Below are 19,651 nucleotides of genomic sequence, written 5' to 3'. Positions count from 1 at the left end.
GCGCGTACTACGCAACAACAATCACGATGTGCAACAGCGTGACGCATCCCACGCTAGGTGTCAAGACTTTTAAGGCGCGGTCCTGGGCCATCGAAACGCATTGGAATTGCGGTGCGGTCGGTCGCCCCCCCCGATGGGCAACAGAGTCCAGCTTGTATAAGGAACGCGAGGGGCCGACTGGTGCTACGTCTGATATATCTAGGGTGGGCCGGGTCACCGGCCCGCTGGATCAACGGAAAGGCCGGCCCCGTGGAAGCGATGACTACCGCCGGACGGACCCGGGCGGAACACGCGTACCAGGAACTGCGTGAGCGCATTATCGACATGCGGCTGCCGCCGGGGACGGCCTTGGACGAAGAGGCCATGATGGCGGAGTTGGGCGTGGGACGCACGCCGATGCGCGAGGCTGTCAAGCGGCTGGAGTCCGACCGCATGCTTACTGTCTATCCGCGCCGGGGCACCATCATTGCCGACGTGAACATCCGGGACCTGAAGGCCATCTCCGATGCCCGCCGGGTGCTGGAATCCTTCGCCGCGCGCCGCGCGGCTGAACTGGCCACGGACGAGGACCGGCAGCGCTTGAAGGAGTGCCTGCGGGCGCTGGCGAAATCCCCGGCGGAGTCCAACCGGACCTCGATGGACCTGGACGGGCAGATCCACCGCATGGTGTACGCCGTCATGCGCAACAGTTATGTGGAGGCCACTTTGATCCAATACTTCAGCCTGTCGCAGCGGATGTGGAATTTCGTCCTGTCCGGGTTGGCTCCTATCACCGGAAACGTGCGGGAACATGAGGCGCTGCTGCAGGCCATTATCGACGGCGACGCGGACCGGGCAGCGGCCCTGGCCGAGGAGCATGTCACGCACTTCGAAGGATTGGTGCGCAACGCGCTGTAGGTGCCGTGCAGTTGCCCGCATGCGGCTGAGGCCCGGGACCGACTGTCCCGGGCCTCAGCCGTGTGCTTGCCGGTTAGGCGCGGATCTTCTTCATCTCAGGATCGACCAGGGGCTCGGGGACTACTGTGGCGTCGATCCGGCGGCCGAAGTATTCGATCTGCACGGTATCGCCTTCGGCCGCAGTTCCGGGTAGCCATGCGTAGGCCACCGGTTTGCGGACGGTGTGTCCGTAGGCGGCGCTGGTGACGTAGCCGGCAGGTTGCCCGTCCACATACACAGGTTCCTTGCCCAGCACCATGGAGGTGCCGTCGTCGACGGCCAGGCAGCGCAGCCGGGTGGCCGGGGGCTGGGCGGTGCGCTGTTCCAGGGCCTGCTTGCCGACGAAGTCCTCCTTGTTGGCACGGACGGCGAAACCGAGGCCGGCCTGGACCGGATCGTGCTCGGTGTCCATGTCGGTGCCCCAGGATCGGTAGCCCTTCTCCAGCCGCAGGCTGTTGAATGCGCTGCGCCCGGCAGCGATGACCTGCAGCGGTTCGCCGGCAGCCCACAGGGCGTCCCAGAGCCGCTGGCCGTACTCGGCGCTGGTGTAGATCTCCCAGCCAAGCTCGCCTACGTAGGACAGGCGCATCACCCGAACGGGGATGCCGGCGATCGTGGTGCTGGCGGCGCGGAAGTACTTCAGGCCGTCGTTGGTCAGGTCCTGCGGGGTGAGCGGCTGGACCAGGTCGCGGGCACGCGGGCCCCAGACCCCGATGCAGCAGGTGCCGCCGGTGGTGTCCCGGACCTGGGCCCACTGCTCCGGGTCCGCCTCGGTCTGCGCGGCCGCCTGGCGGGTGAAGTAGTCCAGGTCCAGTCCGCCGTTGGCCCCGATCTGGAACAGCGAGTCCTCGATCCGGGCCACGGTCAGGTCGCTCTTGATGCCGCCGGCCTCGTCCAGCATCAGGGTGTAGGTGACGGAGCCGATGCTCTTGTCCAGCTGGCCGGTGGTCAGGCGCTGCAGCAGCGGCAGTGCTCCCGGACCGGACACCTCCAGCCGCTTGAGCGCCGTCATGTCATACATTGCCACGTTCGTGCGGGTCGCGTGCGCCTCGGCCGCAGCGATCGGGGAGTCGAACTTCGCCGACCAGGCGTCGCGTGCCGGCGCCTGCCACTCCTGCGGCAGCGTGTCCAACAGGCGTGCGTTCGCTTCATACCAGTGCGGGCGCTCCCACCCGCCGCTTTCCAGGAAGAAGGCTCCGAGTTCGGTCTGGCGCCGGTGGAACGGGGAGACGCGCAGGTTCCGCGGCGCCTGGCGGGGTTCGAGCGGGTGACGGATGTCGTAGATTTCGACGAAGTTCTGCTGCGAGGTCTCGAGCACGTAGTCGTCCTGCAGTTGAATCTCCTCGAAGCGGGCGACGTCGAGCTCGTGCAGGTCGGTCTCGGAGCGGCCGTTGACCAGCAGTTCGGCCACGGACTTGGCGACGCCGGCCGAGTGGGTGACCCAGACGGCTTCGGCGATGAAGAAGCCCTTCAGGTCCCGGGATTCGCCGACCAGCGATCCGCCGTCGGGGGTGAAGGAGAAGATGCCGTTGAATGCGTCGTCGATCTCGGTGTTGTTCAGGGCCGGCAGCAGCTGCCGGCAGGCCTTCCACGGCTGCTCGAAGTCTTCGGCGGTGAAGGCCAGCCGGGAGGGCATGGCGTGTTCGGTGATCCGGTCGGCTGACGGCAGTTCGTCGTAGCTGACGGGAATGGGTCGGTGAGCGTAGGAGCCGATGCCGAGCTGCGTGCCGTGCTGGCGGAAGTAGAGGTCTTCGTCCTGGTGGCGCAGGAGGGGCAGCGCCGCGTTGTTGCCGGTGCCGGGGACCGGGGCGGCTTCCCAGGTCAGTCCGCGCACGGGGGTCGTGGTCACATACTGGTGGGCCAGTGGCACCAGCGGGACGGGCATCCCGATCAGGTCGCCGACGGCCGGACCCCAGAATCCGGCGGCCGAGACGACAATGTCAGCGGGGAACACGGTGTCGCCGGACCGCACGCCGGTGACCCGGCCCGCGGCGCGTTCGATCCCGGTGACCGGGGTGCCGCCGATGAACCGGGCGCCGCGGGACTCGGCTCGTTCGCGCAGCAGCTCCACGGCGAGCAGGGACGAGGCGAGCCCGTCGCTGGGAACGTACAGGGCGCCGAGGACGAGGTCTTCGTTGATGAGCGGGTGCATGGCCTTGGCTTCGGCGGCATCCACAACCCGGGCTTCCAGCCCCCAAGAGGTGGCGAAGCCGCGGCGGCGATGGAGCTCAGCCAAGCGTTCGGGACTGGTGGCGACTTCCAGGCCGCCCACGGCATTGAAGGCCCGGGCGCCACCGCGGGTCAGGGATGCGAGCTTTTGGCCGGTGTAGGCAGCCAGCTCAGTCATCGTCTTGGACGGATTTGTTTGGAAGACCAGACCCGGGGCGTGGGAGGTGGATCCGCCGGTCATCGGGATCGGACCCTGATCCAGGACGGTGATATCGGTCCAGCCGCGCTCGGTCAGTTCGTCGGCGAGGTTGGCGCCGACGATGCCGGCTCCAATAATCACAACGCGGGGCGATTGCATGATGAGCCTTTCGTAGGGAGGGATATTCCCGGGCCCTGCGGCGCGGGAGCTGTTGGGGAACGCGGCCGGCTCCGGCCGGATGGTCAGGTGAAGATGATGGTGCGGTGGCCGTTGAGCAGCACACGCTTTTCGGCATGCCAGCGCACGGCTCGGGCCAGGGCCAGCGCCTCGGCGTCCCGGCCGATGGTGGCCAGCTGGTCGGGGCTGAGCCGGTGGTCGACCCGGACGACTTCCTGTTCGATGATCGGGCCCTCGTCCAGGTCTGCGGTGACGTAGTGGGCGGTGGCGCCGATCTGCTTGACCCCGCGCTCGTACGCCTGGTGGTACGGCCGGGCGCCCTTGAAGCCGGGCAGGAAGGAATGGTGGATGTTGATGGCCCGTCCGGAAAGGTTGCGGCACAGGTCGTCGGAAAGCACCTGCATGTAGCGGGCCAGTACCACCAGGTCCGCCTGGTACGCCTCGACGAGTTCGAGCAGCCGCGTTTCGGCCGCGGGCTTCGTCTGGGCGCTGATTGGCACGTGGATGAACGGCAGCCCCGCTGCCTCGGCCATGGGCCGCAGGTCTACGTGGTTGGAGACCACGGCCACCAGGTCCGCGGCCAGGCTTCCGGTCTGCCAGCGGTAGATCAAGTCGTGCAGGCAATGCCCGAATTTCGAGACCATGACCAGGACCTTTGGCCGGGCACCGTCATGGAATGAGTAGTCCATGCCGAACCCGGCCGCGACGGGGGCGAATTCCTTCGCCAGGGCGGCGGTGTCCGCCGGCCCGCCGGCGGTGGCGAAGGCGGTGCGCAGGAACAGCCGGCCGTCCACCGTGTCGTCGAACTGCTGGTGTTCCGTGATGTCGAAGTTGTGTTCCACCAGGAAGCGGGAGACGGCATGGACAATGCCGCTGGCCTGCGGGCAGGACAGCGTCAGCACCGCCGCCGGCTGGGCCTGATGCTCGTGGCCGGCAGCCTGCGCTGCCGGGCGGGGCAGTGTGAGGGAAGCGCTCATGGCGTCTGGTTCCTCCTTGGGGGAAGAGCGAAGTTGTGACGGCGTTGTTGCCCGGAAACGAAACGTGGGCCTTGGCAGAGTCGCCTCGTGTTGAACATACAACTGATATATAACAGACCGTAGTGTTCCGCCCCCCGCCTGTCAACGATTTTTTGTGGCGCCGCTCCCACGTTCCCGGCGATTGACATCGCTCGTGGCGTGGCTCACTGTTGTGCAAGACGAAGCATATTGCGCTTGAAGCAAGCTGCCTCGAGCACGGCCGCTCATATCAGGAGCGCGACTGGAGACTCGCCCGTCGATTGGCCTCCCGGCCAGCACGCTGATGCGCTCCATGGCACAGGTGGCGACGACGTGGCGCGCCTCCGCAGCGACCTCGTCCCCGCGCGGCTGATAACCCCGCTGGGACCCTCAGCAGCCGCCCACCGCCCGCATCCTGACCATTCCCCTTCAATCCCACCTCCTGCCTGTCATCACGGTGCGGGCCGCAATCGAACAGGAGCGAAAAGCCTGAACAGGACGTCCTGCCGGCGGCCCTTCCACGCCTAGGTGCCTGACCCGGCCGCGCAGACGCGAGGGGTTCTTGCAGCATTTTCCGGGCGGCAAGGCCCGGTTCTGACTGGGCTGAAAGCATGTCCGGGGGAGGAGTCCGTGCTGCGTAGAACTATTCGGGTGGACTGGGTGTTTCGGTGGCCAGCCGGGCAGGGCGCCGAAACCCGGTGTCGGTTTCCGTCTTTGGTCCCCGGGGGAAATGTTGTTCGAGCGGACCGATCTTGCCGATGTCCTCGATGCGGAGTTTTTCGGCAGCCGGGCGGCGGCCCTTCATGCATCCCAATTGTTGGGGATGGGCTCCTGGAGCGCATCCCGCGAGTTCCGGCGGCCCAAACACGATGCTGCCGGTGACCTGCCCGCTGGTGGAGCCGGGGCATTCACCCCGCTGCGCGCTTCGCGTGCTCTACCGCCCACTCAAGGGCGTAGTCTGCGACTTCTTCCCATCCGTCCTGCCCCACCGTGTAATGCGAGCGTCCGGGGAACTCCCTGTAGTCCGTGACTGTGTTGGCGTGGCGGTAGTGCTTGGCGTTGGACTGGTTGACCGCAGGAGGCATGAGGTTGTCTTCACCGCCGGCTATGAACAGCAAGGGCGCGCGGTCCTTGTTCCTGAAGTTCACGTAGGTGTCCTGGTGCCCAGGCGTGAAGTTGGCGAGGGGGCCGGCCCACACGAAGCTGCCCGGGGCAGGGACATGGTATCGCTCATAGACTTTGTCCGACTCTTCCCGGCTGAGGGTATTGGCGAAGGCGTAGTGGAACTGCTCCGGGGTGAAGCCCACCGCCCTGTGGCGGTTCGCGGGGCTCTTGAGGACGGGGAAGAGCGATCGTATCTGTGAGACCGGGGTAACCCTGACGCCCTCTGCCGGCGCGGAGTCTATGACCACACCTGCCGCCCCGTAACCGTGATCGAGCAGGATCTGGGTAAAGAGGCCTCCGGCCGAGTGGCCCATGATGATCGGGGCCCTCTCCAGCCCGCCTACGACACGCTCGAGGTGCTCGACGACGGCAGGGACAGTCACAGCCTCGATCGGGGAGGGATCCTCGTTCAGTGCTTCGACCTCGACCTCAAAGCCTGGGTAGGCAGGCGCGAGCACGCGGAAACCGCGGCCCTCGTAGCGCTCGGCCCACTTCTCCCAGCTGCGCGGGGTCACCCAAAGGCCGTGCACCAACACGATGGTGTCCGGGGCGCCCGGGCCGGCGGAATCTTCTTCAGTCATGGGAATCCTCCTAGCATCGGGGCGGAAACCGTGACGGCCGAGCGACCAACATTTCCGGCTGGTACGGGCTCCTCCTCCCACCAGTAGGAATCAACAACCTCTCTATGCGCAATACCGGGATTCGACAACGTTGCCCAGGAACGTCCCCCAGGACCAGGGCCTGATCAGGGGAGGTTCAGGGTGGGTCCCCATATTCTCCGCACTTCAGCCGATGGAAGGCTGGACGGGGCGGCTGCCAGGGCCGGCCATCCGATCGAGACTGAGAGGCCACCATGACCGCCCGACCACCCTTGCGCAGACGTACCAGAGTAGAGCCGAAGGGTGCAGGCCTGACCTTGCGGTCGGCCCGCACCTTCTTCCTCGCCACTTTCGGCCTGTCCTGGGGCGTGGGCGTACTGTACATGGTGTTTCAGGCGGAGGCCGACGCCATTTTCGGGCCCATGGGGTATACCAACCCGGTCTTCATCCTCATGGTTTACACGCCCGGAATTGTCGGTGTTGTTATGGTGTGGCACCACTACGGGCTGTCTGGTCTGCGCAGCTTCTTCCGTCGATTCACGCAGTGGCGGCTTGCGCTGCCGTGGTGGTTCGTGCTGCTGGCCGCCATGCCCGCGGTTTTTTATGCAGGGGCCGCGGTCCAGGGCGACCTTACTGATCCGTTCCCCTTCTCACCGTGGTACGCCGTGCTGCCGGCCCTGCTGCCGATGCTTTTCATCGGCCCCATCGAGGAGCTCGGCTGGCGGGGTGTGGCGCTGCCGCTGCTCCAGCGGCGGTTCCCGCCGATGTGCGCCGGGCTCCTGCTCGGCCTGCTGGTGGCCATCTGGCACACTCCCTCGTTCTTGCTGAGCGGCACGAAGCAGTCCGCATGGGATTTCTGGCCGTTCTTCTTCGGCATCGTGGCGATCAGCGTTATTCTCACGCCGATGTTCAACGCGGCACGGGGGAGCCTGCTGGTGGCGTTCCTGTTTCACGCGCAGATGAACAACCCGGTCTGGCCCGACGCCCAACCGTGGGACATGTGGCTGTTCGTCGCGGCGGCCATCGTCATAGCGGTGGTGAACCGCAAGGCACTACTCGACCGCAGCACGGCGGCGATCGCGGTCCTTACTCCGGGCGACGAGCCGACGACACCGGGCGAGGCCGTGCCTGGCAGGGCGGCCGGTCGGAACCTCGTGTAACGGTTCCCGAATTTCAGCTAAGGAAACCATCGCACATCGACTCCAGGCGGACTGCGCCGGAGCAGACCTGCTCCGGCTGGGTGACCGGGGAGGTTGATTGAGTGGCCTACTTGCCACGACCGTGTACCGTTCTGGCGTTCGCTGGGGGTTCTCCGACCTCGTGGATGGTGTGGCCGCTGCAAGCCGCCTTAGTTACGGTGGCCTGCTCGATGCGCGACATGGTAAACCATCGCATTGCTTCGCGCATTCGGCACCATCCGATCAAGTACCACTGGCCGTTCGTGGAGGCGAACAGCACGGGCTCGACGTCTCGGATGGTCGTGGTCCCGTCTCTCGATGTGTAGCGAATACGGATTACCCGCTGCTCGGCCATCGCCTCCTCCAGTGCCGACCTAATCGTGCGCGAGGACGAGGGAAGCGCGTTGACCCACACACGGCGGGCCAGCTCGTCAGCTCTCGCTCGGGTTCTGGGATCGAGGACGTCCAGGATTTTTTGGATACCGGCTGCTGCCAGATCAGCGTAGGGGGCATCAGACGCAGCGGACACAGCCGCCATGAGCGCCACCGCCTGTGCCGGAGACAGGCTAACGGGTGGCAGAGACGCGCCGATAGTCAATCCGTAGCCGCCGCCCGGACCCGGGCGCGACCATAGCGGCGCACCGCTGTTCTCCAGCGCATCGAGGTCTCTCTTGATCGTGCGCACGGATACTTCGAACTCTCTCGCCAACCGTTCGGCGGAGACCCCGCGCGTGCCGCTGCGGCGCAACATCTCAGATAGAGCGTGGAGCCGCTCTGCTCGCTTCACTGCTGAGACCCAGGCCAATTCATGACATAAATAGTGACATGCCGTTGTCCGTACGCCCTGCGAGAGTTGGCACATGACAACTACTGTGAGCAGCCCGACGATCATCCTCATCGCCGGCCACTGGCTGGGTGCCTGGGCCTGGGACGAAGTTCTTGAACACCTGAAAACCGACCACCCTCGTACCATCGCGATGACACTGCCTGGTCTCGACGCACACGATCCTGAGCGTGCGGCTAGAACCCTCGACGCCCAGGCTGAAGCAATTCTGGGCGTCATTACTGAACAGGGTAATCAGCCTGCGATTCTCGTCGCCCACAGTGGGGCTAACGCTCCCGTCAGCCTCGTCTTGGACCGATGCCCTGAGCTTGTCCACCGGGTAGTGTGGGTCGACTCCGGCCCTGTAGCGACGGGAAGTGTCTTCGCCCCGGATCTCCCGGATGAGTTGGAGGAGCTTCCACTGCCGCCCTTCGACGTCCTTGCACAGCAGGCGAGCCTCGAAGGCCTGAGCGCAGAGGTCCTCGAGCAGTTTCGGGCCCGAGCCGTCCCTGAGCCCGGCCCCGTGCTTCGTCAGCGCATCGAGCTCACCAACGGCGCCCGCCATAAGGTCCGTACCACCTTGATCTGTTGCTCAATCCCTAGTGCGCAGGTGCTGGAGCTGGCCCAAACCGGTCATCCCATGTTCACCGAGGTCGCGAACCTTGAACACTTCGACGTCATTGACCTCCCAACGGGCCATTGGCCCATGTGGAGCAGTCCTCGCGACCTCGCCAAGGCCATTCAGTCAGAGGCTTCTCGAACCAACTGAAAGCACCTATAACCAAGAAGGGGTCAGCCGAAGCTGAACTGCTCCCCGGAAGTTGGGAACGAAGGCCAAATCTGGGCTGGAGTTGAATCCTCAGGGCATCATGCCTCGTGACGATGGAAAAAATTCTTTGGTAGGGATTTTCGGACTCAGCAAACCGGCGCAGATATTCCTCAGCGAGTGAGCTTCAGAAGGGAAGGTCTTTGTTGCTCCGGCAGTGAACGCCATTAACCTCCTTCCGCCGTCGGTCCCGCCTCAGCGGCGGGCGGGGAGGATCGTGGTCGTGACGGCCACGGCCTGCGGCGTGCGGGGGACGGAACTGAAGCCGAAGCGCACGGGCGGATCCACCGGCGCGAGGGGCCCGAGGCCGGCCCCGTTCCAGCTCGCCGCGGCGCGCTCGACGCTACGGATGGAGCGCACGCCATAGTACTCCCGACGTCCGCCTCCGGCGGAGCCGGCGGTGGCAACCCCCGGGAGCAGGATCCGCGCGGCGCGGTTCACGGCTGTCAGCCACGCCGGGTGGACGGCGATCCGGGCGGGGACCAGTTGCAGCATCCGGCCCAGCGCTGTCACGGGGCCCAGGTCGGCGCGCAGCTCCAGCGGGCCGCCGGAAACGCGGAGGACCAGTGCAGTGGTCCCGGGTTCGTTCCCCGGTTCCGCGCTCCGTTCCCCGGCGGGGCTCAGGCCGGCGTCCAGCGGCGCCACCACCACGTCGTCGAAGCGGTAGGTCGCGGACACATAGTCGGCGACCGCCCGGTTGGGGGCCAGCAGCGTCCGCAGCCCGTCGCGGTCCTCGGTCATGACGTCCGTGAAGGCGCCGAGCGGTGAGTCCATCCAGTGACCGACCACCAGTCGGCGACCCGCGCTGGTGCCCAGACCCACGATGAACCCTGTAAAGCGTTCCATCCGGCTACCGTATGGCTCCGGCGGGCCCCGCCGCACGCCGTTGCGTAGAATCGCCGTCGCCGCTGGCGAAAAGACCACCTTGGCCAAGCTGTAATTCCGCTACGGCGCCTTGAACTCCGGGAAATCCACGGTCTTCTGAAGCCGGTGCCAAACCTGCTGTGTGACCAAGCCTGTAGGCGCCACCCGTCCTTATATTCAGTCCGTATCAATAGGGGGTGAATATGTCTTTAACATCGGCGCGGCCTTCTCCTAAGGTGGTTAGCCGTGGCTGCTGCCTGGACGCGTTCGCGTGCCGTCGGCACAGTTGTTTGGCCAGGGCCACGCCGCCGCGGCGGCCGCCCGTGAATACTAGGAGATCTCCCATGGCAAAGACGCCTGATGGCGGGCGCCTGTCGCGCCGCGCCGTTCTTGGTTCTTTATCCGTAGCCGGGCTGGCGCCGGTTTTGACCGGTGCGGCGCAGCTGCCGTCCGAGTCCGGCAACCCGCGTACCGGTCCTCGCCGCAAGCCTCTGACGTCGGACGCGATGAATCGGCTGGTCCTGCTGGGAACTTCGGGCGGACCCCCGTGGTGGCAGGACACGGACCGGGCAGGCGTGGCCTCCGCCGTCGTTGTGGGCGACCGCTACTACCTGGTCGACGCCGGGCACGGAGTCGGGCGCCAGATCAAGGATGCCCGGCTGGGCACCTGGGACAAGGACATGCAGGGGCCGCTGGATGGACTTCAGTCGGTGTTTCTTACGCACCTGCATTCGGACCATATCGCGGACCTGTACGGAATCCTGGGCACGGGTCTTCAGAACGGGCTCTCCCGCAGGGACCGGCTCGTGGAGATTTGGGGGCCGGGCAACCGCGGCGCCCTGCCGGTGAGCTACAAGGGCGAGAAAATGACCGAGGTCGTCGCCCCGGAGAACCCTACGCCGGGCACCCGGGAAACGATCGACATGATGGTCAGGACCTTCGCCACGGACTTCAACGACCGCGTCATCGACAGCGGCTATCCAACGCCGGACAAGATCTTCGCCGGCCGCGACATCCCCTTGCCGGCGCGGTATGCCAAGGACCCGAACGGGAACCCGCATCCGCGGATGTCGCCGTTCAGCTTCTACGAGGACGACCGGGTCAAGGTGTCCGCAACGCTGGTCCAGCACGCGCCCGTCTTCCCTGCGTACGCGTTTAAATTCGAGACGGATACCGGAACAGTGGTGTTCTCCGGCGACACCGGCCCCAGCGAAAACCTCGTGGAGCTGGCCGCCGGCGCGGACATCCTGGTGCACGAAGTCATTGCCGAGCAGTGGATTGCCCAGCGCCATCCGGAGCCCCGCGATGCAGCGGCCGAGGCCGAGTACCAGCACCTTAAGGGCGCCCACACCACGATCGAAGAGGTCGGTGCCATCGCTGAACAGGCCGGAGTCCGCACGCTGGTGCTGAACCACATGGTTCCGGGAAACTGGCCGGTCAAGGAATTCGAACGGGCCGGCGACAACTTCTCCGGCAAGCTGATCGTCGGCGAGGACCTGGACGCCATCGCCATCGGGGCGGCGGTGCGAGGGCGGTAGCGTTCCGCGCCTGTACGACGCCGGTGCCTGCGGTTCCGCTGTGGACGGCCGCAGGCGCCGGCGCCGGCAGGGCAGTTAGCGGGAGCTGGCTATCATCGACCCGGGCGCCGGAACCGGCTCTATCGCGCTGGCTGCCGGTACGCGGCCGGCAGCCTTGAGGGCCAGGTAGATGCGGTCGCGGGTGAGCGGCAGCGCGGTGAAGCGGAGGCCAGTGGCGTCCCGCAGGGCGTTGACCAGTGCGGGGGCGACAGGGTTGTACGGGCTTTCGCTCATCGACTTCGCGCCGAGCGGGCCCAGGCTGTCCGAGGTGCTGGCGAAGTAGACCTCGCTGCGCGGGACGTCCGCGAAGGTGGGGATGTGGTACTGCCGCAGGATGTCCGTGGTGACCGCACCGCCGTCGTCGATTCTCACCTCTTCGTAGAGCGCGGCGCCGAGGGCCTGGGCGATGCCGCCTTCGATCTGGCCGCGGCACTGGCGGGGGTTGACGACGACGCCGGCATCGGCCGCCTGCACGCTCTGCAGGATCGCGAGTTCCCCGGTACCCGCGTGCACGGCGACGCGGAAGCCCTGGACATTGAAGGCGATCGAGCGCGGCGTGCCGCCCCAGCGGCCCTCGGCCTGCAGCGGATTGCCCTGCTGCGCGGCGGCGGCTGCCAGCTCCGCGAAGCCGACCGTCCGGTCCCCGCAGTGCACGCCCGCGGGTCCCGGGACGCATTGCCGGGCCGGCATGCCGGTCAGCCCGGCGGCGAGCCTGCGCAGCCGGGCGGCCAGCTCCTGGGCCGCGGCGAGGGTCGCCTTGCCGGCCACGACGGTGCCGGTGGAGCCGAAGGCGCCGGTGTCGTGCCCGGTCAGGGCGGTGTCCGACTGCCGGATCCGCACCGCGGACGGTGCCACGCCCAGGGCCTCGGCGGCGAGCTGCGCGTGTACGGTGGTGGTGCCGTTGCCGAACTCCGCGGTACCGACGTCCAGCAGGTAGCCGTCCGCCTCCAGCCGGATGATGCTGTGCGCGAAGTGGCCGCGCGGCGGGACCGTGGCGATCATGGACAGCGCGGTGCCCTCGCCGACCAGCCACTCCGGGCCGAGGTCCTGGCCGCCGGCTCCGCGCCCGCGGCCGCGGTCCAGCGCGCCGCGGACCAGCTCGACGCACTGGTCCAGCCCGTAGCTGCCGCAGACGACGTCCTCTTCCGGCTCCGCGTGCAGCGAGAGCAGCTCGTCGCCCTCGGAGACCATGTTGCGGCGCTTGAACTCCAGCGGGTCCAGCCCCAGCGTGCGGGCCAGTTCGTCCAGCGCGGACTCGACGGCGAAGATCATCTGGCTCAGGCCGTAGCCGCGGAAGGCGCCGGCGGGCACGGTGTTGGTGTAGACCGCCCGGGCGTCCACCTTCTTCGCGGCGCACCGGTAGACCGCGATGGACTCGCTGCAGCCGTGGAACATGACGCCGGGCGCGTGGTTGCCGTAGGCCCCGGTGTCGGTGGTGGCGTCGATCGCCAGCGCGGTGAGCGTGCCGTCCTTCCGGGCGCCGGCCCGCACGGCGATGCTGAACGGATGCCGCGTGGTGGTGGCGGTGAACTGCTCGCTCCGGGTCAGTTCCAGCTGCACCGGCCGGCGCAGCTTGAGCGCGGCCAGGGCCACGATGTCCTCGGTCAGGACCTCCTGCTTCCCGCCGAATCCGCCGCCGACCCGGCCGGCAGTGACCCGGACCCGGTCCTCGTCCAGAGCGAAGATCCGCGCGAGCGTGCGGCGGACCAGGAACGGCACCTGGGTCGAGGAGCGCACCGCGAGGGAGCCGTCGGGTTCCGTCCACGCGATGGCCGCGTGCGTCTCCAGCGCCACGTGCTGCACTCGGTGCGTGCGGTAGGTCTCCTCGTGGACCGCGTCCGCGGCGGCGAGGGCGGCGGCGACGTCGCCGATCTCTGTGTGCACTTCGGCCACGATGTTGCGCTCCGGTGCGGCGATGCGCGCCTCCGCCGGCTTGTCCGCATGCAGCAGCGGCGCACCCGGCGCCAATGCCGCGGCCGGATCGAAGACCGCGGGCAGCAGCTCGTAGTCCACTTCGAGCGCGCGCACCCCGGCCTCGGCGGCGGCGACAGAATAGGCGACGACGGCGGCGACCCGCTGCCCCTTGAACCGGACCACGTCGTCGAGCACGCGGGTGTCGTCCGGGTCGTCCGAATACAGCTCGTGCTGTGCGGTGGAGAACAGCTGCGCCGGGGCGTCCTCGTGCGTGAAGACGGCCACGACGCCGGGCACCGCCAGCGCGGCCTCGGTCCGGATAGCGCGGATCCGGGCGTGCGCGTGCGGCGCGCGGGCCAGCTTGAGGTGCAGCAGGCCGGGCAGCTGCTCCGCCGGGACGTCCAGGGTGTAGCGGGCGGTGCCGGTTACGACGGCGGGGCCCGCGGGGGCGGGGGTGTCCGCACCGACGGCGCGGGGTGCTTCGGCCCGCCCGGCGCGCTCCGCAGTCCCGCCCCCCGCGGTCCCGGCTTCCGCAGTACCCGCTCCCGCCGGGGCATCCAGCCCGCAGCGGGCGTCCGCCGGGTGGGAGCAGCCGCCGCCGTCGCGGCCCAGGACGGCGTCCTCGATGGCCCGGTAGCCGGTGCAGCGGCAGAGGTTGCCCTTCAGGTTCCGCGGCAAGTCTTGCTTCTGCTCCTCGCTGAACGTCGCGGCGGTCATGATCATCCCGGCGGAGCAGAAGCCGCACTGGAAGCCCTGGGCCTCGAGGAACCGCTGCTGCATCGGGTGCAGCCCGTCCCCGCCGGCCAGGCCCTCGATGGTCGTGACGGACCGGCCTTCGGCGCGCACGGCGGGGTAGATGCAGCTGTGTACGGGTTCGCCGTCGACATGCACGGTGCACGCACCGCAGTCGCCGCCGTCGCATCCCTTCTTCACGCCGAGCATGCCCTCCTCGCGCAGGAAGGTGCGTAGGCACTGGCCTGGCCGCGGTGCGTTGGCATGCGGTTTGCCATTGATCTCGATCGCCATGTCAGGCGCTCCTTTCCGCCGGCCCGGCCAGCAGCTCGGCGCGGATTTCCTCCGCCAGCCGGTAGGTCATGTCGCGGCGCCACTCGGGCAGGCCGTGGATGTCGTCGTGGTACAGGCCGGGTGCGATCGCCGCGTCCAGGGCCTCCTGCAGTTCCTGCGGCCCGGGCAGGCCGGCGGCGAAGCGCAGCTGCACCGGGCGCTTGGTTGCCGCGGTCACGGTCAGCACGAATACCCCGTCGCGGTCCTGGCGGCCGATGAGCAGCACGCCGGAGCGGCCGAGGTTGCTCAGCGACAGGCGGCGGAACGCGGTGCGTGCCGACAGCGCGTGGGCGGGCAGGTGGACGCTGCGCAGCAGCTCGCCGGGCACCAGCGCGTTGGCGGCGTCCCCGGTGACCAGTTCGGCCACGGGCAGGGTCCGGCTGCCGCCGCCGGGGGAGAGGATGGTGGCCACGCCGTCCAGCGCGGCGCAGAGCGAGGTCATCGGCCCGGCCGGCAGCGACGTGCAGATGTTCCCGCCGACCGTGGACATGTTCCAGATCTTGAAGGACGCGACGAACGCATCGCAGCACGGCCGCACAAGGTCCAGCGCGGGCCAGAGCGCCGCGAGGCCGGGGGACTCCGGCACCTGGTACAGGGTGGCGATGGTGCAGGTGGCGGCCAGCTCGATGCCGTCACCGTAGACGGTGACGGGTTCCCACCTGGCCGGGCCGAGGTCGAGGAGCCGGCGCAGCGTGGTGCTGCCGTAGGAGAAGAGCACGGTGCCGCCGCCGAGCCAGGCATCGCCGGGCTGCCAGTCTTCGGGGTCGGCGGTCGGCAGGACGGTTTCGATGGTGTTCATGTCCATGGGGGCCTCCTAAGCGCGGGTGAGGGCCGGTTCTGCGCCGGCCGGGCGGGGAAGTACGACGGCGGGAGGCCGGCTGCCGCGGGCGGCGGCACCGGCCGCGGGGGTGTCGACGGCAGGGCCGGGGGCCGGGGTGGCCGCCGGGGAGACCGCCGGGGACGTGTGGATGGGGCCGCTCCGGGCGGAGAGCGGCTGGCCGGTGGCGGCGCTGTTCCGGGACGCGATGACCTGCGCGATGATCGAGACCGCGACCTCGGCGGGGGTGGCTGCCTGCAGGTCCAGGCCGATCGGTGCATGCAGCCGCTCGAGGTCCTCGGGGCGGACGCCTTCGGCCAGCAGGTCCCGCACGCGCTGGCGGTGGCTGCGCCGGGAGCCCATGGCGCCGATGTAGGCCAGCTCGAGGTCCAGCGCCGTGCGCAGCAGCGGGAGGTCGAACTTCGGGTCGTGCGTGACGACGCAGACCACGGTGCGGTTGTCGATCCGGCCCGCGGCTGCCTCCGCCGCGAGGTAGCGGTGCGGCCAGTCGACGGCGACCTCGTCGGCAGCGGCGAAGCGCGGCTGGCGGGCGAAGGCGGGCCGGGCGTCGCACAGCGCCACCTGGTAGCCGAGCAGCTTGGCCTGCGGCAGCAGCGCCGCTCCGAAGTCGTTGGCGCCGAAGACGAGCAGCCGCGGCGCGGGCAGCCGGGTTTCGACCAGCAGGGTCGGCGGTTCACCCGTGCAGCCGTCGGCGCCCGAGGGAAGGCGCAGCAGGCCGCTTCCGCCCGCGGCCAGCAGGACCGAAAGCTGTGCCGCCGCCGACCGGGCGGCCTCGCCGGAACCGGCCAGGCGGCGCAGTTCGGGCAGCCAGCCGGCGGCGCGGAACTGCTGCGGCTCGGGAACCAACAGCGCCCCGCAGCCGCCTTCGTCGATGCGGCGGACCAGGGCCACCGGTTCCTGCGGTCCGAAGGCCGCAAGGCGGGACAGCAGCGCCAGCGGCAGGCCGCCGTCGTACCCGTCTCCGCCGGCCGGCGCGATGTGCACCTCCAGCTCGCCGCCGCAGGTAAGGCCCGCCGCGAAGGCGTCCTGGCGGCTGAAGCCGAAGCGCTCGCGGCGCGGCAATCCGGTGGCGAGGGCCTCGAGCGCGGACTCTACCACCGCCCCCTCGACGCAGCCGCCGGACAGCGAGCCGAGCACCGCACCGTCGGCCGCGACCAGCATGGAAGTGCCGACCGGCCGCGGCACCGAGCCGCTGGCGGCAACCACCGTGGCCACCACAACCTGCCGGCCGTCGAGCCACGGGCGCAGCTCGGATCCAAAATGCAACATGATGCTTGTCCTTTCGGTCCGGTGGCGCCCGTTGTGCTGCGGGCGCCACCGGGAAGTGCTAGCCGCCCAGCAGGACGCTGATCGGCCCCCGGGCGAAATACACGAGGAAGCCTGCGGCGACCAGCCACATCAGCGGGTGGATGCTGCGGGCCTTGCCGGTCGCGGAGTGCACGAGCACCCAGACGATGAAGCCGACGCCGATCCCGTTGGCGATGGAGTAGGTCAGCGGCATGGTGATCATGGTCAGGAAGGCCGGCATGCCAATGGAGAACCGGCTGAAGTCGATCTCGCGGATCTGCGCAGCCATCAGGGTGCCGACGACGACGAGCGCCCCTGCCGCCACTTCGATGGGCACTACCGAGGTCAGCGGTGTCAGGAACATCGCCCCGAGGAACAGGGCGCCGGTGACCACCGAGGCCAGGCCCGTGCGGGCGCCCTCGCCGATGCCGGCGGCCGAGTCGACGTAGACCGTGTTGGAGGATCCCGAAGAGGCGCCCCCGGCCACCGCGCCGAAGCCCTCGATGATGAAGGCGGACTTCAGGCGCGGAAAGGTGCCGTCCGCGTGCGCGACTCCGGCGCTCTTGGCCAGCCCGGTCATGGTGCCCATCGCGTCGAAGAAGTTGGTGAAGACGAGGGTGAACACCAGCATGGTCGCCGCCAGCGCGCCGATCCGGCCGAAGGAGCCGAACAGGTCGAACTGGCCGACCAGGCTGAGGTCGGGAACCGAGACGATGTGTCCCTCGAGCACCGGAGTGTTCAGGTGCCAGCCGCCGGGATTGCTGTCGGACGCGGGACCGAGCTTCAGGACCGCCTCCAGCACTGCGGCCAGCACCGTGGTGGCGACGATGCCGATGAGCAGCCCGCCCTGGACCTTCCGGGCCACCAGGGCGCCCATGACCAGCAGCCCAGCGACGAACACGACGGTGGGCAGCGAGGTGATGGAGCCGTCGTCGCCCAGCTGGACCGGCGGGCCGCCCTCGGTGCGCCGGACGAAGCCGGAGTCCACGAAGCCGATGAAGGTAATGAACAGGCCGATGCCCACCGTGATGGCTGCCTTCAGGTCCTGCGGGATGGCCCGGAAGATTGCGGTCCGCGCGCCCGTCATACCGAACACGACGATCAGGATGCCGTTGATCACCACCAGCCCCATCGCCTCGGGCCATGTGACGTCCTGGATCACGGACACCGCGAGGAAGGAGTTGATGCCCAGGCCGGCGGCCAGGCCGAACGGCAGGTTGGCGACCAGCCCGAAGAGGATGGTCATCACGCCGGCGGTCAGCCCGGTGACGGCTCCGACCTGCGCGGCGGGCAGCCAGTTGCCGGCGACGTCGACCGGTGCCGAATCCGGGCCGAAACCGCCGAGGATGAGCGGATTGAGGATGACGATGTAAGCCATCGTGAAGAAAGTGACCAGGCCGCCGCGGAACTCGCGGCCGACGCTCGAGCCGCGCTGGGTGATCTGGAAGTACCTGTCCAGCAGGCCGCTGGACAGGCGCGGGCCGCCCTTGGGAAGGATCGAGATAGCCATGGCTGCCGCCTCAGTAGTCGATCCTGGTGTCCAGCCGGTCCCAGAGCTGGAACGGCTGCAGGTAGTCGGTGTCCTGGTGGCCGTCGCGGACCACCGGCATCAGCTGCCGGTCTCCGGCGGCGTCGAAGTAGTTGTAGAACACCGCGTCGTCGAAGCCGGAGCGCGCGGCGTCATGGCGGTCAGCCGCGTAGACAACGCGGCTGATCCGAGCCCAGAGCGCGGAAGCCAGGCACATGGGGCAGGGCTCGCAGCTGGTGTAGAGCACGGCGCCGGACAGATCGAACGTGCCGAGCGCTGCCGCGGCGGCGCGGATCGCGGTGACTTCGGCATGGGCGGTGGGGTCGTTGGTGGCGGTGACCCGGTTGGCGCCTTCGAAGGTCCGCCCGTCGGCGGAAACGACGACGGCGCCGAACGGTCCGCCGGAGTTGCGGACATTGGCGGAGGCAAGGTCGATTGCCATGGCCAGGTATTGCGTGCACTCAGTGTTGGCGAGGGTGGGTTTCATAATCGGCGACTTCCTGTGATCGGGGAAGCAGGCCACGGACCAGGGACGCTCAAGGCGCGGGCGGCATGACCTCAGCTTCAACGATGGCTGATTAGGTTAGTAGCGCCCGGTAGATAGCTCCGGAAAGCGGAGCCCGCCATTGGCAAGAAGAACGTTAGCAGCAGAATGTGACGCGCACCACCCCTTTTGGAAGGGAATTTCCGGTTTGCGGGAATCTCCGCTACGGGGGCGGCTCAGTCCCCGGCGAGGGTCAGCGCCGCGGCGATGGCGTCCGTGGCCTTCCGCAGTTCCGGTACGGCACGGTCGCGGAAGCCTTCATCCACGCGGGAAACGGGGCCGGAAATGGACAGCGCCATCGGCGTGGGAGCGCCGGGGACCGCCATCGCGAAGCAGCGCACCCCGGTTTCCTGCTCTTCGTCGTCGATGGCGTAGCCGTCCTTGCGGATACGCGCGAGGTCGGCGAAAAGGTCATCCAGGGTGCCGATGGACTTGGGGGTCGGCGTCGGCATGCCCGCCTGCTTGACCAGGCGGGTGACGCGTTCGTCGTCCAGCACGGACAGGATCGCCTTGCCGACGCCGCTGTCGTGGAGGTTGGCCTGGCGGCCGACCTCGGTGAACATGCGCATGGCGTGCGGCGACGGGACCTGCGCGAGGTAGGTGACCATGTCGCCGTCGAGGACTGCCATGTTGGCCGTTTCGCCCAGGTTGGCGACCAGGTCCTTGAGCAGCGGCATGGCCAGGGCCCCGAGCTGGCGGTTCGCCACTTCGCCGAGCCGGATCAGGCGCGGCCCCAGGGCGTAGCGGCGATTGGGCAGCTGCCGGACATAGCCGATGCCGACCAGCGTCCGCAGCAGGCGGTGGATCGTGGGGAGCGGGAGCGGGGTCTCCGCGGCGAGCTCGGTCAGGGCGACTTCGCCGCCGGCCCGGGCGATAAGTTCCAGCAGGTCGAAGGCGCGCTCCACTGACTGGACGCCGCCGGCGGGCTTTGCGGGCATGATGTGCTCCTCGAAGGTTGCGCGGGTTTC

Annotated in this window: 15 protein-coding genes; 4 read left to right on the top strand and 11 right to left on the bottom strand. The window is 68.5% G+C overall.

Going from position 1 to position 19,651, the window contains the following annotated elements:
- Window positions 1–258 precede the first annotated feature (258 nt).
- On the top strand, window positions 259–897 hold the full coding sequence (locus AHIS1636_RS04605) for a GntR family transcriptional regulator (RefSeq protein WP_264794910.1): 639 nt from the start codon (window positions 259–261) through the stop codon (window positions 895–897).
- A 73-nt stretch (window positions 898–970) separates the two neighbouring features.
- Here the strand turns inward: AHIS1636_RS04605 and AHIS1636_RS04600 are convergent, their stop codons facing one another.
- The 3 genes from AHIS1636_RS04600 to AHIS1636_RS04590 form a co-directional block, all read right to left on the bottom strand.
- The gene (locus tag AHIS1636_RS04600) at window positions 971–3,466 is read right to left on the bottom strand and encodes a GcvT family protein (RefSeq protein WP_264794909.1); all 2,496 of its coding nucleotides are present in this window, start codon (window positions 3,464–3,466) and stop codon (window positions 971–973) included.
- An 80-nt stretch (window positions 3,467–3,546) separates the two neighbouring features.
- The gene (gene purU, locus AHIS1636_RS04595) at window positions 3,547–4,458 is read right to left on the bottom strand and encodes a formyltetrahydrofolate deformylase (RefSeq protein ID WP_264794635.1); all 912 of its coding nucleotides are present in this window, start codon (window positions 4,456–4,458) and stop codon (window positions 3,547–3,549) included.
- A gap of 926 nt (window positions 4,459–5,384) precedes the next feature.
- Window positions 5,385–6,221 carry an alpha/beta hydrolase gene (locus AHIS1636_RS04590; protein WP_264794634.1) on the bottom strand — a complete coding sequence of 279 codons (837 nt, stop codon included), beginning with the start codon at window positions 6,219–6,221 and terminating at the stop codon, window positions 5,385–5,387.
- Between the two features lie 272 nt (window positions 6,222–6,493).
- On the opposite strand from AHIS1636_RS04590, the gene AHIS1636_RS04585 reads away from it, so the two are divergent.
- Complete coding sequence (locus AHIS1636_RS04585; protein ID WP_264794633.1) at window positions 6,494–7,399, top strand: CPBP family intramembrane glutamic endopeptidase; 906 nt, start codon at window positions 6,494–6,496, stop codon at window positions 7,397–7,399.
- 106 nt (window positions 7,400–7,505) lie between these two features.
- Here AHIS1636_RS04585 and AHIS1636_RS04580 read toward each other — a convergent pair whose 3' ends face one another.
- Entirely contained in the window at window positions 7,506–8,204 is a 699-nt protein-coding gene (locus AHIS1636_RS04580) for a helix-turn-helix transcriptional regulator (protein WP_264794632.1), read from the bottom strand.
- Window positions 8,205–8,277: 73 nt separating this feature from the next.
- Here AHIS1636_RS04580 and AHIS1636_RS04575 point away from each other — a divergent pair, with 73 nt between their 5' ends.
- Window positions 8,278–9,009: an alpha/beta fold hydrolase gene (locus AHIS1636_RS04575; RefSeq protein WP_264794631.1), complete on the top strand. Its 732-nt coding sequence runs from the start codon at window positions 8,278–8,280 to the stop codon at window positions 9,007–9,009.
- 252 nt (window positions 9,010–9,261) lie between these two features.
- Here the strand turns inward: AHIS1636_RS04575 and AHIS1636_RS04570 are convergent, their stop codons facing one another.
- Window positions 9,262–9,912: a hypothetical protein gene (locus AHIS1636_RS04570; RefSeq protein ID WP_264794630.1), complete on the bottom strand. Its 651-nt coding sequence runs from the start codon at window positions 9,910–9,912 to the stop codon at window positions 9,262–9,264.
- A gap of 362 nt (window positions 9,913–10,274) precedes the next feature.
- Between AHIS1636_RS04570 and AHIS1636_RS04565 the strand changes: the two genes are divergently transcribed.
- Window positions 10,275–11,468, top strand: a complete 1,194-nt coding sequence (locus AHIS1636_RS04565; protein WP_264794629.1) for an MBL fold metallo-hydrolase — start codon at window positions 10,275–10,277, stop codon at window positions 11,466–11,468.
- A 75-nt stretch (window positions 11,469–11,543) separates the two neighbouring features.
- On the opposite strand, the gene AHIS1636_RS04560 is transcribed toward AHIS1636_RS04565, so the two are convergent.
- The 6 genes from AHIS1636_RS04560 to AHIS1636_RS04535 all read right to left on the bottom strand — a co-directional run bounded on the left by AHIS1636_RS04560 (window position 11,544) and on the right by AHIS1636_RS04535 (window position 19,621).
- Window positions 11,544–14,447 carry a molybdopterin-dependent oxidoreductase gene (locus tag AHIS1636_RS04560; RefSeq protein WP_264794628.1) on the bottom strand — a complete coding sequence of 968 codons (2,904 nt, stop codon included), beginning with the start codon at window positions 14,445–14,447 and terminating at the stop codon, window positions 11,544–11,546.
- A gap of 1 nt (window position 14,448) precedes the next feature.
- A complete protein-coding gene (locus AHIS1636_RS04555) occupies window positions 14,449–15,291 on the bottom strand; it encodes an FAD binding domain-containing protein (protein ID WP_264794627.1) in 843 nt (280 codons plus the stop codon).
- A 9-nt stretch (window positions 15,292–15,300) separates the two neighbouring features.
- The gene (locus AHIS1636_RS04550; protein ID WP_264794626.1) at window positions 15,301–16,593 is read right to left on the bottom strand and encodes an XdhC family protein; all 1,293 of its coding nucleotides are present in this window, start codon (window positions 16,591–16,593) and stop codon (window positions 15,301–15,303) included.
- 58 nt (window positions 16,594–16,651) lie between these two features.
- A complete protein-coding gene (locus tag AHIS1636_RS04545) occupies window positions 16,652–18,121 on the bottom strand; it encodes an NCS2 family permease (RefSeq protein ID WP_264794625.1) in 1,470 nt (489 codons plus the stop codon).
- A 10-nt stretch (window positions 18,122–18,131) separates the two neighbouring features.
- A complete protein-coding gene (locus AHIS1636_RS04540) occupies window positions 18,132–18,626 on the bottom strand; it encodes a nucleoside deaminase (RefSeq protein ID WP_275116365.1) in 495 nt (164 codons plus the stop codon).
- Window positions 18,627–18,859: 233 nt separating this feature from the next.
- Window positions 18,860–19,621, bottom strand: a complete 762-nt coding sequence (locus AHIS1636_RS04535; RefSeq protein ID WP_264794624.1) for an IclR family transcriptional regulator — start codon at window positions 19,619–19,621, stop codon at window positions 18,860–18,862.
- Window positions 19,622–19,651: the final 30 nt, after the last annotated feature.

It is taken from the genome of Arthrobacter mangrovi, from assembly GCF_026011795.1.
Lineage (GTDB): Bacteria > Actinomycetota > Actinomycetes > Actinomycetales > Micrococcaceae > Crystallibacter > Crystallibacter mangrovi.
Note: the sequence above shows the minus strand (reverse complement) of the source record. Positions and strands in the feature narration are given on the sequence as shown.

Coding starts and splice junctions, on each gene's coding strand:
- purU (WP_264794635.1), bottom strand. CDS start 4,458: ATGAGCGCTTCCCTCACACTGCCCCGCCCGGCAGCGCAGGCTGCCGGC.
- AHIS1636_RS04565 (WP_264794629.1), top strand. CDS start 10,275: ATGGCAAAGACGCCTGATGGCGGGCGCCTGTCGCGCCGCGCCGTTCTT.
- AHIS1636_RS04570 (WP_264794630.1), bottom strand. CDS start 9,912: ATGGAACGCTTTACAGGGTTCATCGTGGGTCTGGGCACCAGCGCGGGT.
- AHIS1636_RS04545 (WP_264794625.1), bottom strand. CDS start 18,121: ATGGCTATCTCGATCCTTCCCAAGGGCGGCCCGCGCCTGTCCAGCGGC.
- AHIS1636_RS04535 (WP_264794624.1), bottom strand. CDS start 19,621: ATGCCCGCAAAGCCCGCCGGCGGCGTCCAGTCAGTGGAGCGCGCCTTC.
- AHIS1636_RS04560 (WP_264794628.1), bottom strand. CDS start 14,447: ATGGCGATCGAGATCAATGGCAAACCGCATGCCAACGCACCGCGGCCA.
- AHIS1636_RS04550 (WP_264794626.1), bottom strand. CDS start 16,593: ATGTTGCATTTTGGATCCGAGCTGCGCCCGTGGCTCGACGGCCGGCAG.
- AHIS1636_RS04575 (WP_264794631.1), top strand. CDS start 8,278: ATGACAACTACTGTGAGCAGCCCGACGATCATCCTCATCGCCGGCCAC.
- AHIS1636_RS04555 (WP_264794627.1), bottom strand. CDS start 15,291: ATGGACATGAACACCATCGAAACCGTCCTGCCGACCGCCGACCCCGAA.
- AHIS1636_RS04540 (WP_275116365.1), bottom strand. CDS start 18,626: ATGAAACCCACCCTCGCCAACACTGAGTGCACGCAATACCTGGCCATG.
- AHIS1636_RS04605 (WP_264794910.1), top strand. CDS start 259: ATGACTACCGCCGGACGGACCCGGGCGGAACACGCGTACCAGGAACTG.
- AHIS1636_RS04590 (WP_264794634.1), bottom strand. CDS start 6,221: ATGACTGAAGAAGATTCCGCCGGCCCGGGCGCCCCGGACACCATCGTG.
- AHIS1636_RS04585 (WP_264794633.1), top strand. CDS start 6,494: ATGACCGCCCGACCACCCTTGCGCAGACGTACCAGAGTAGAGCCGAAG.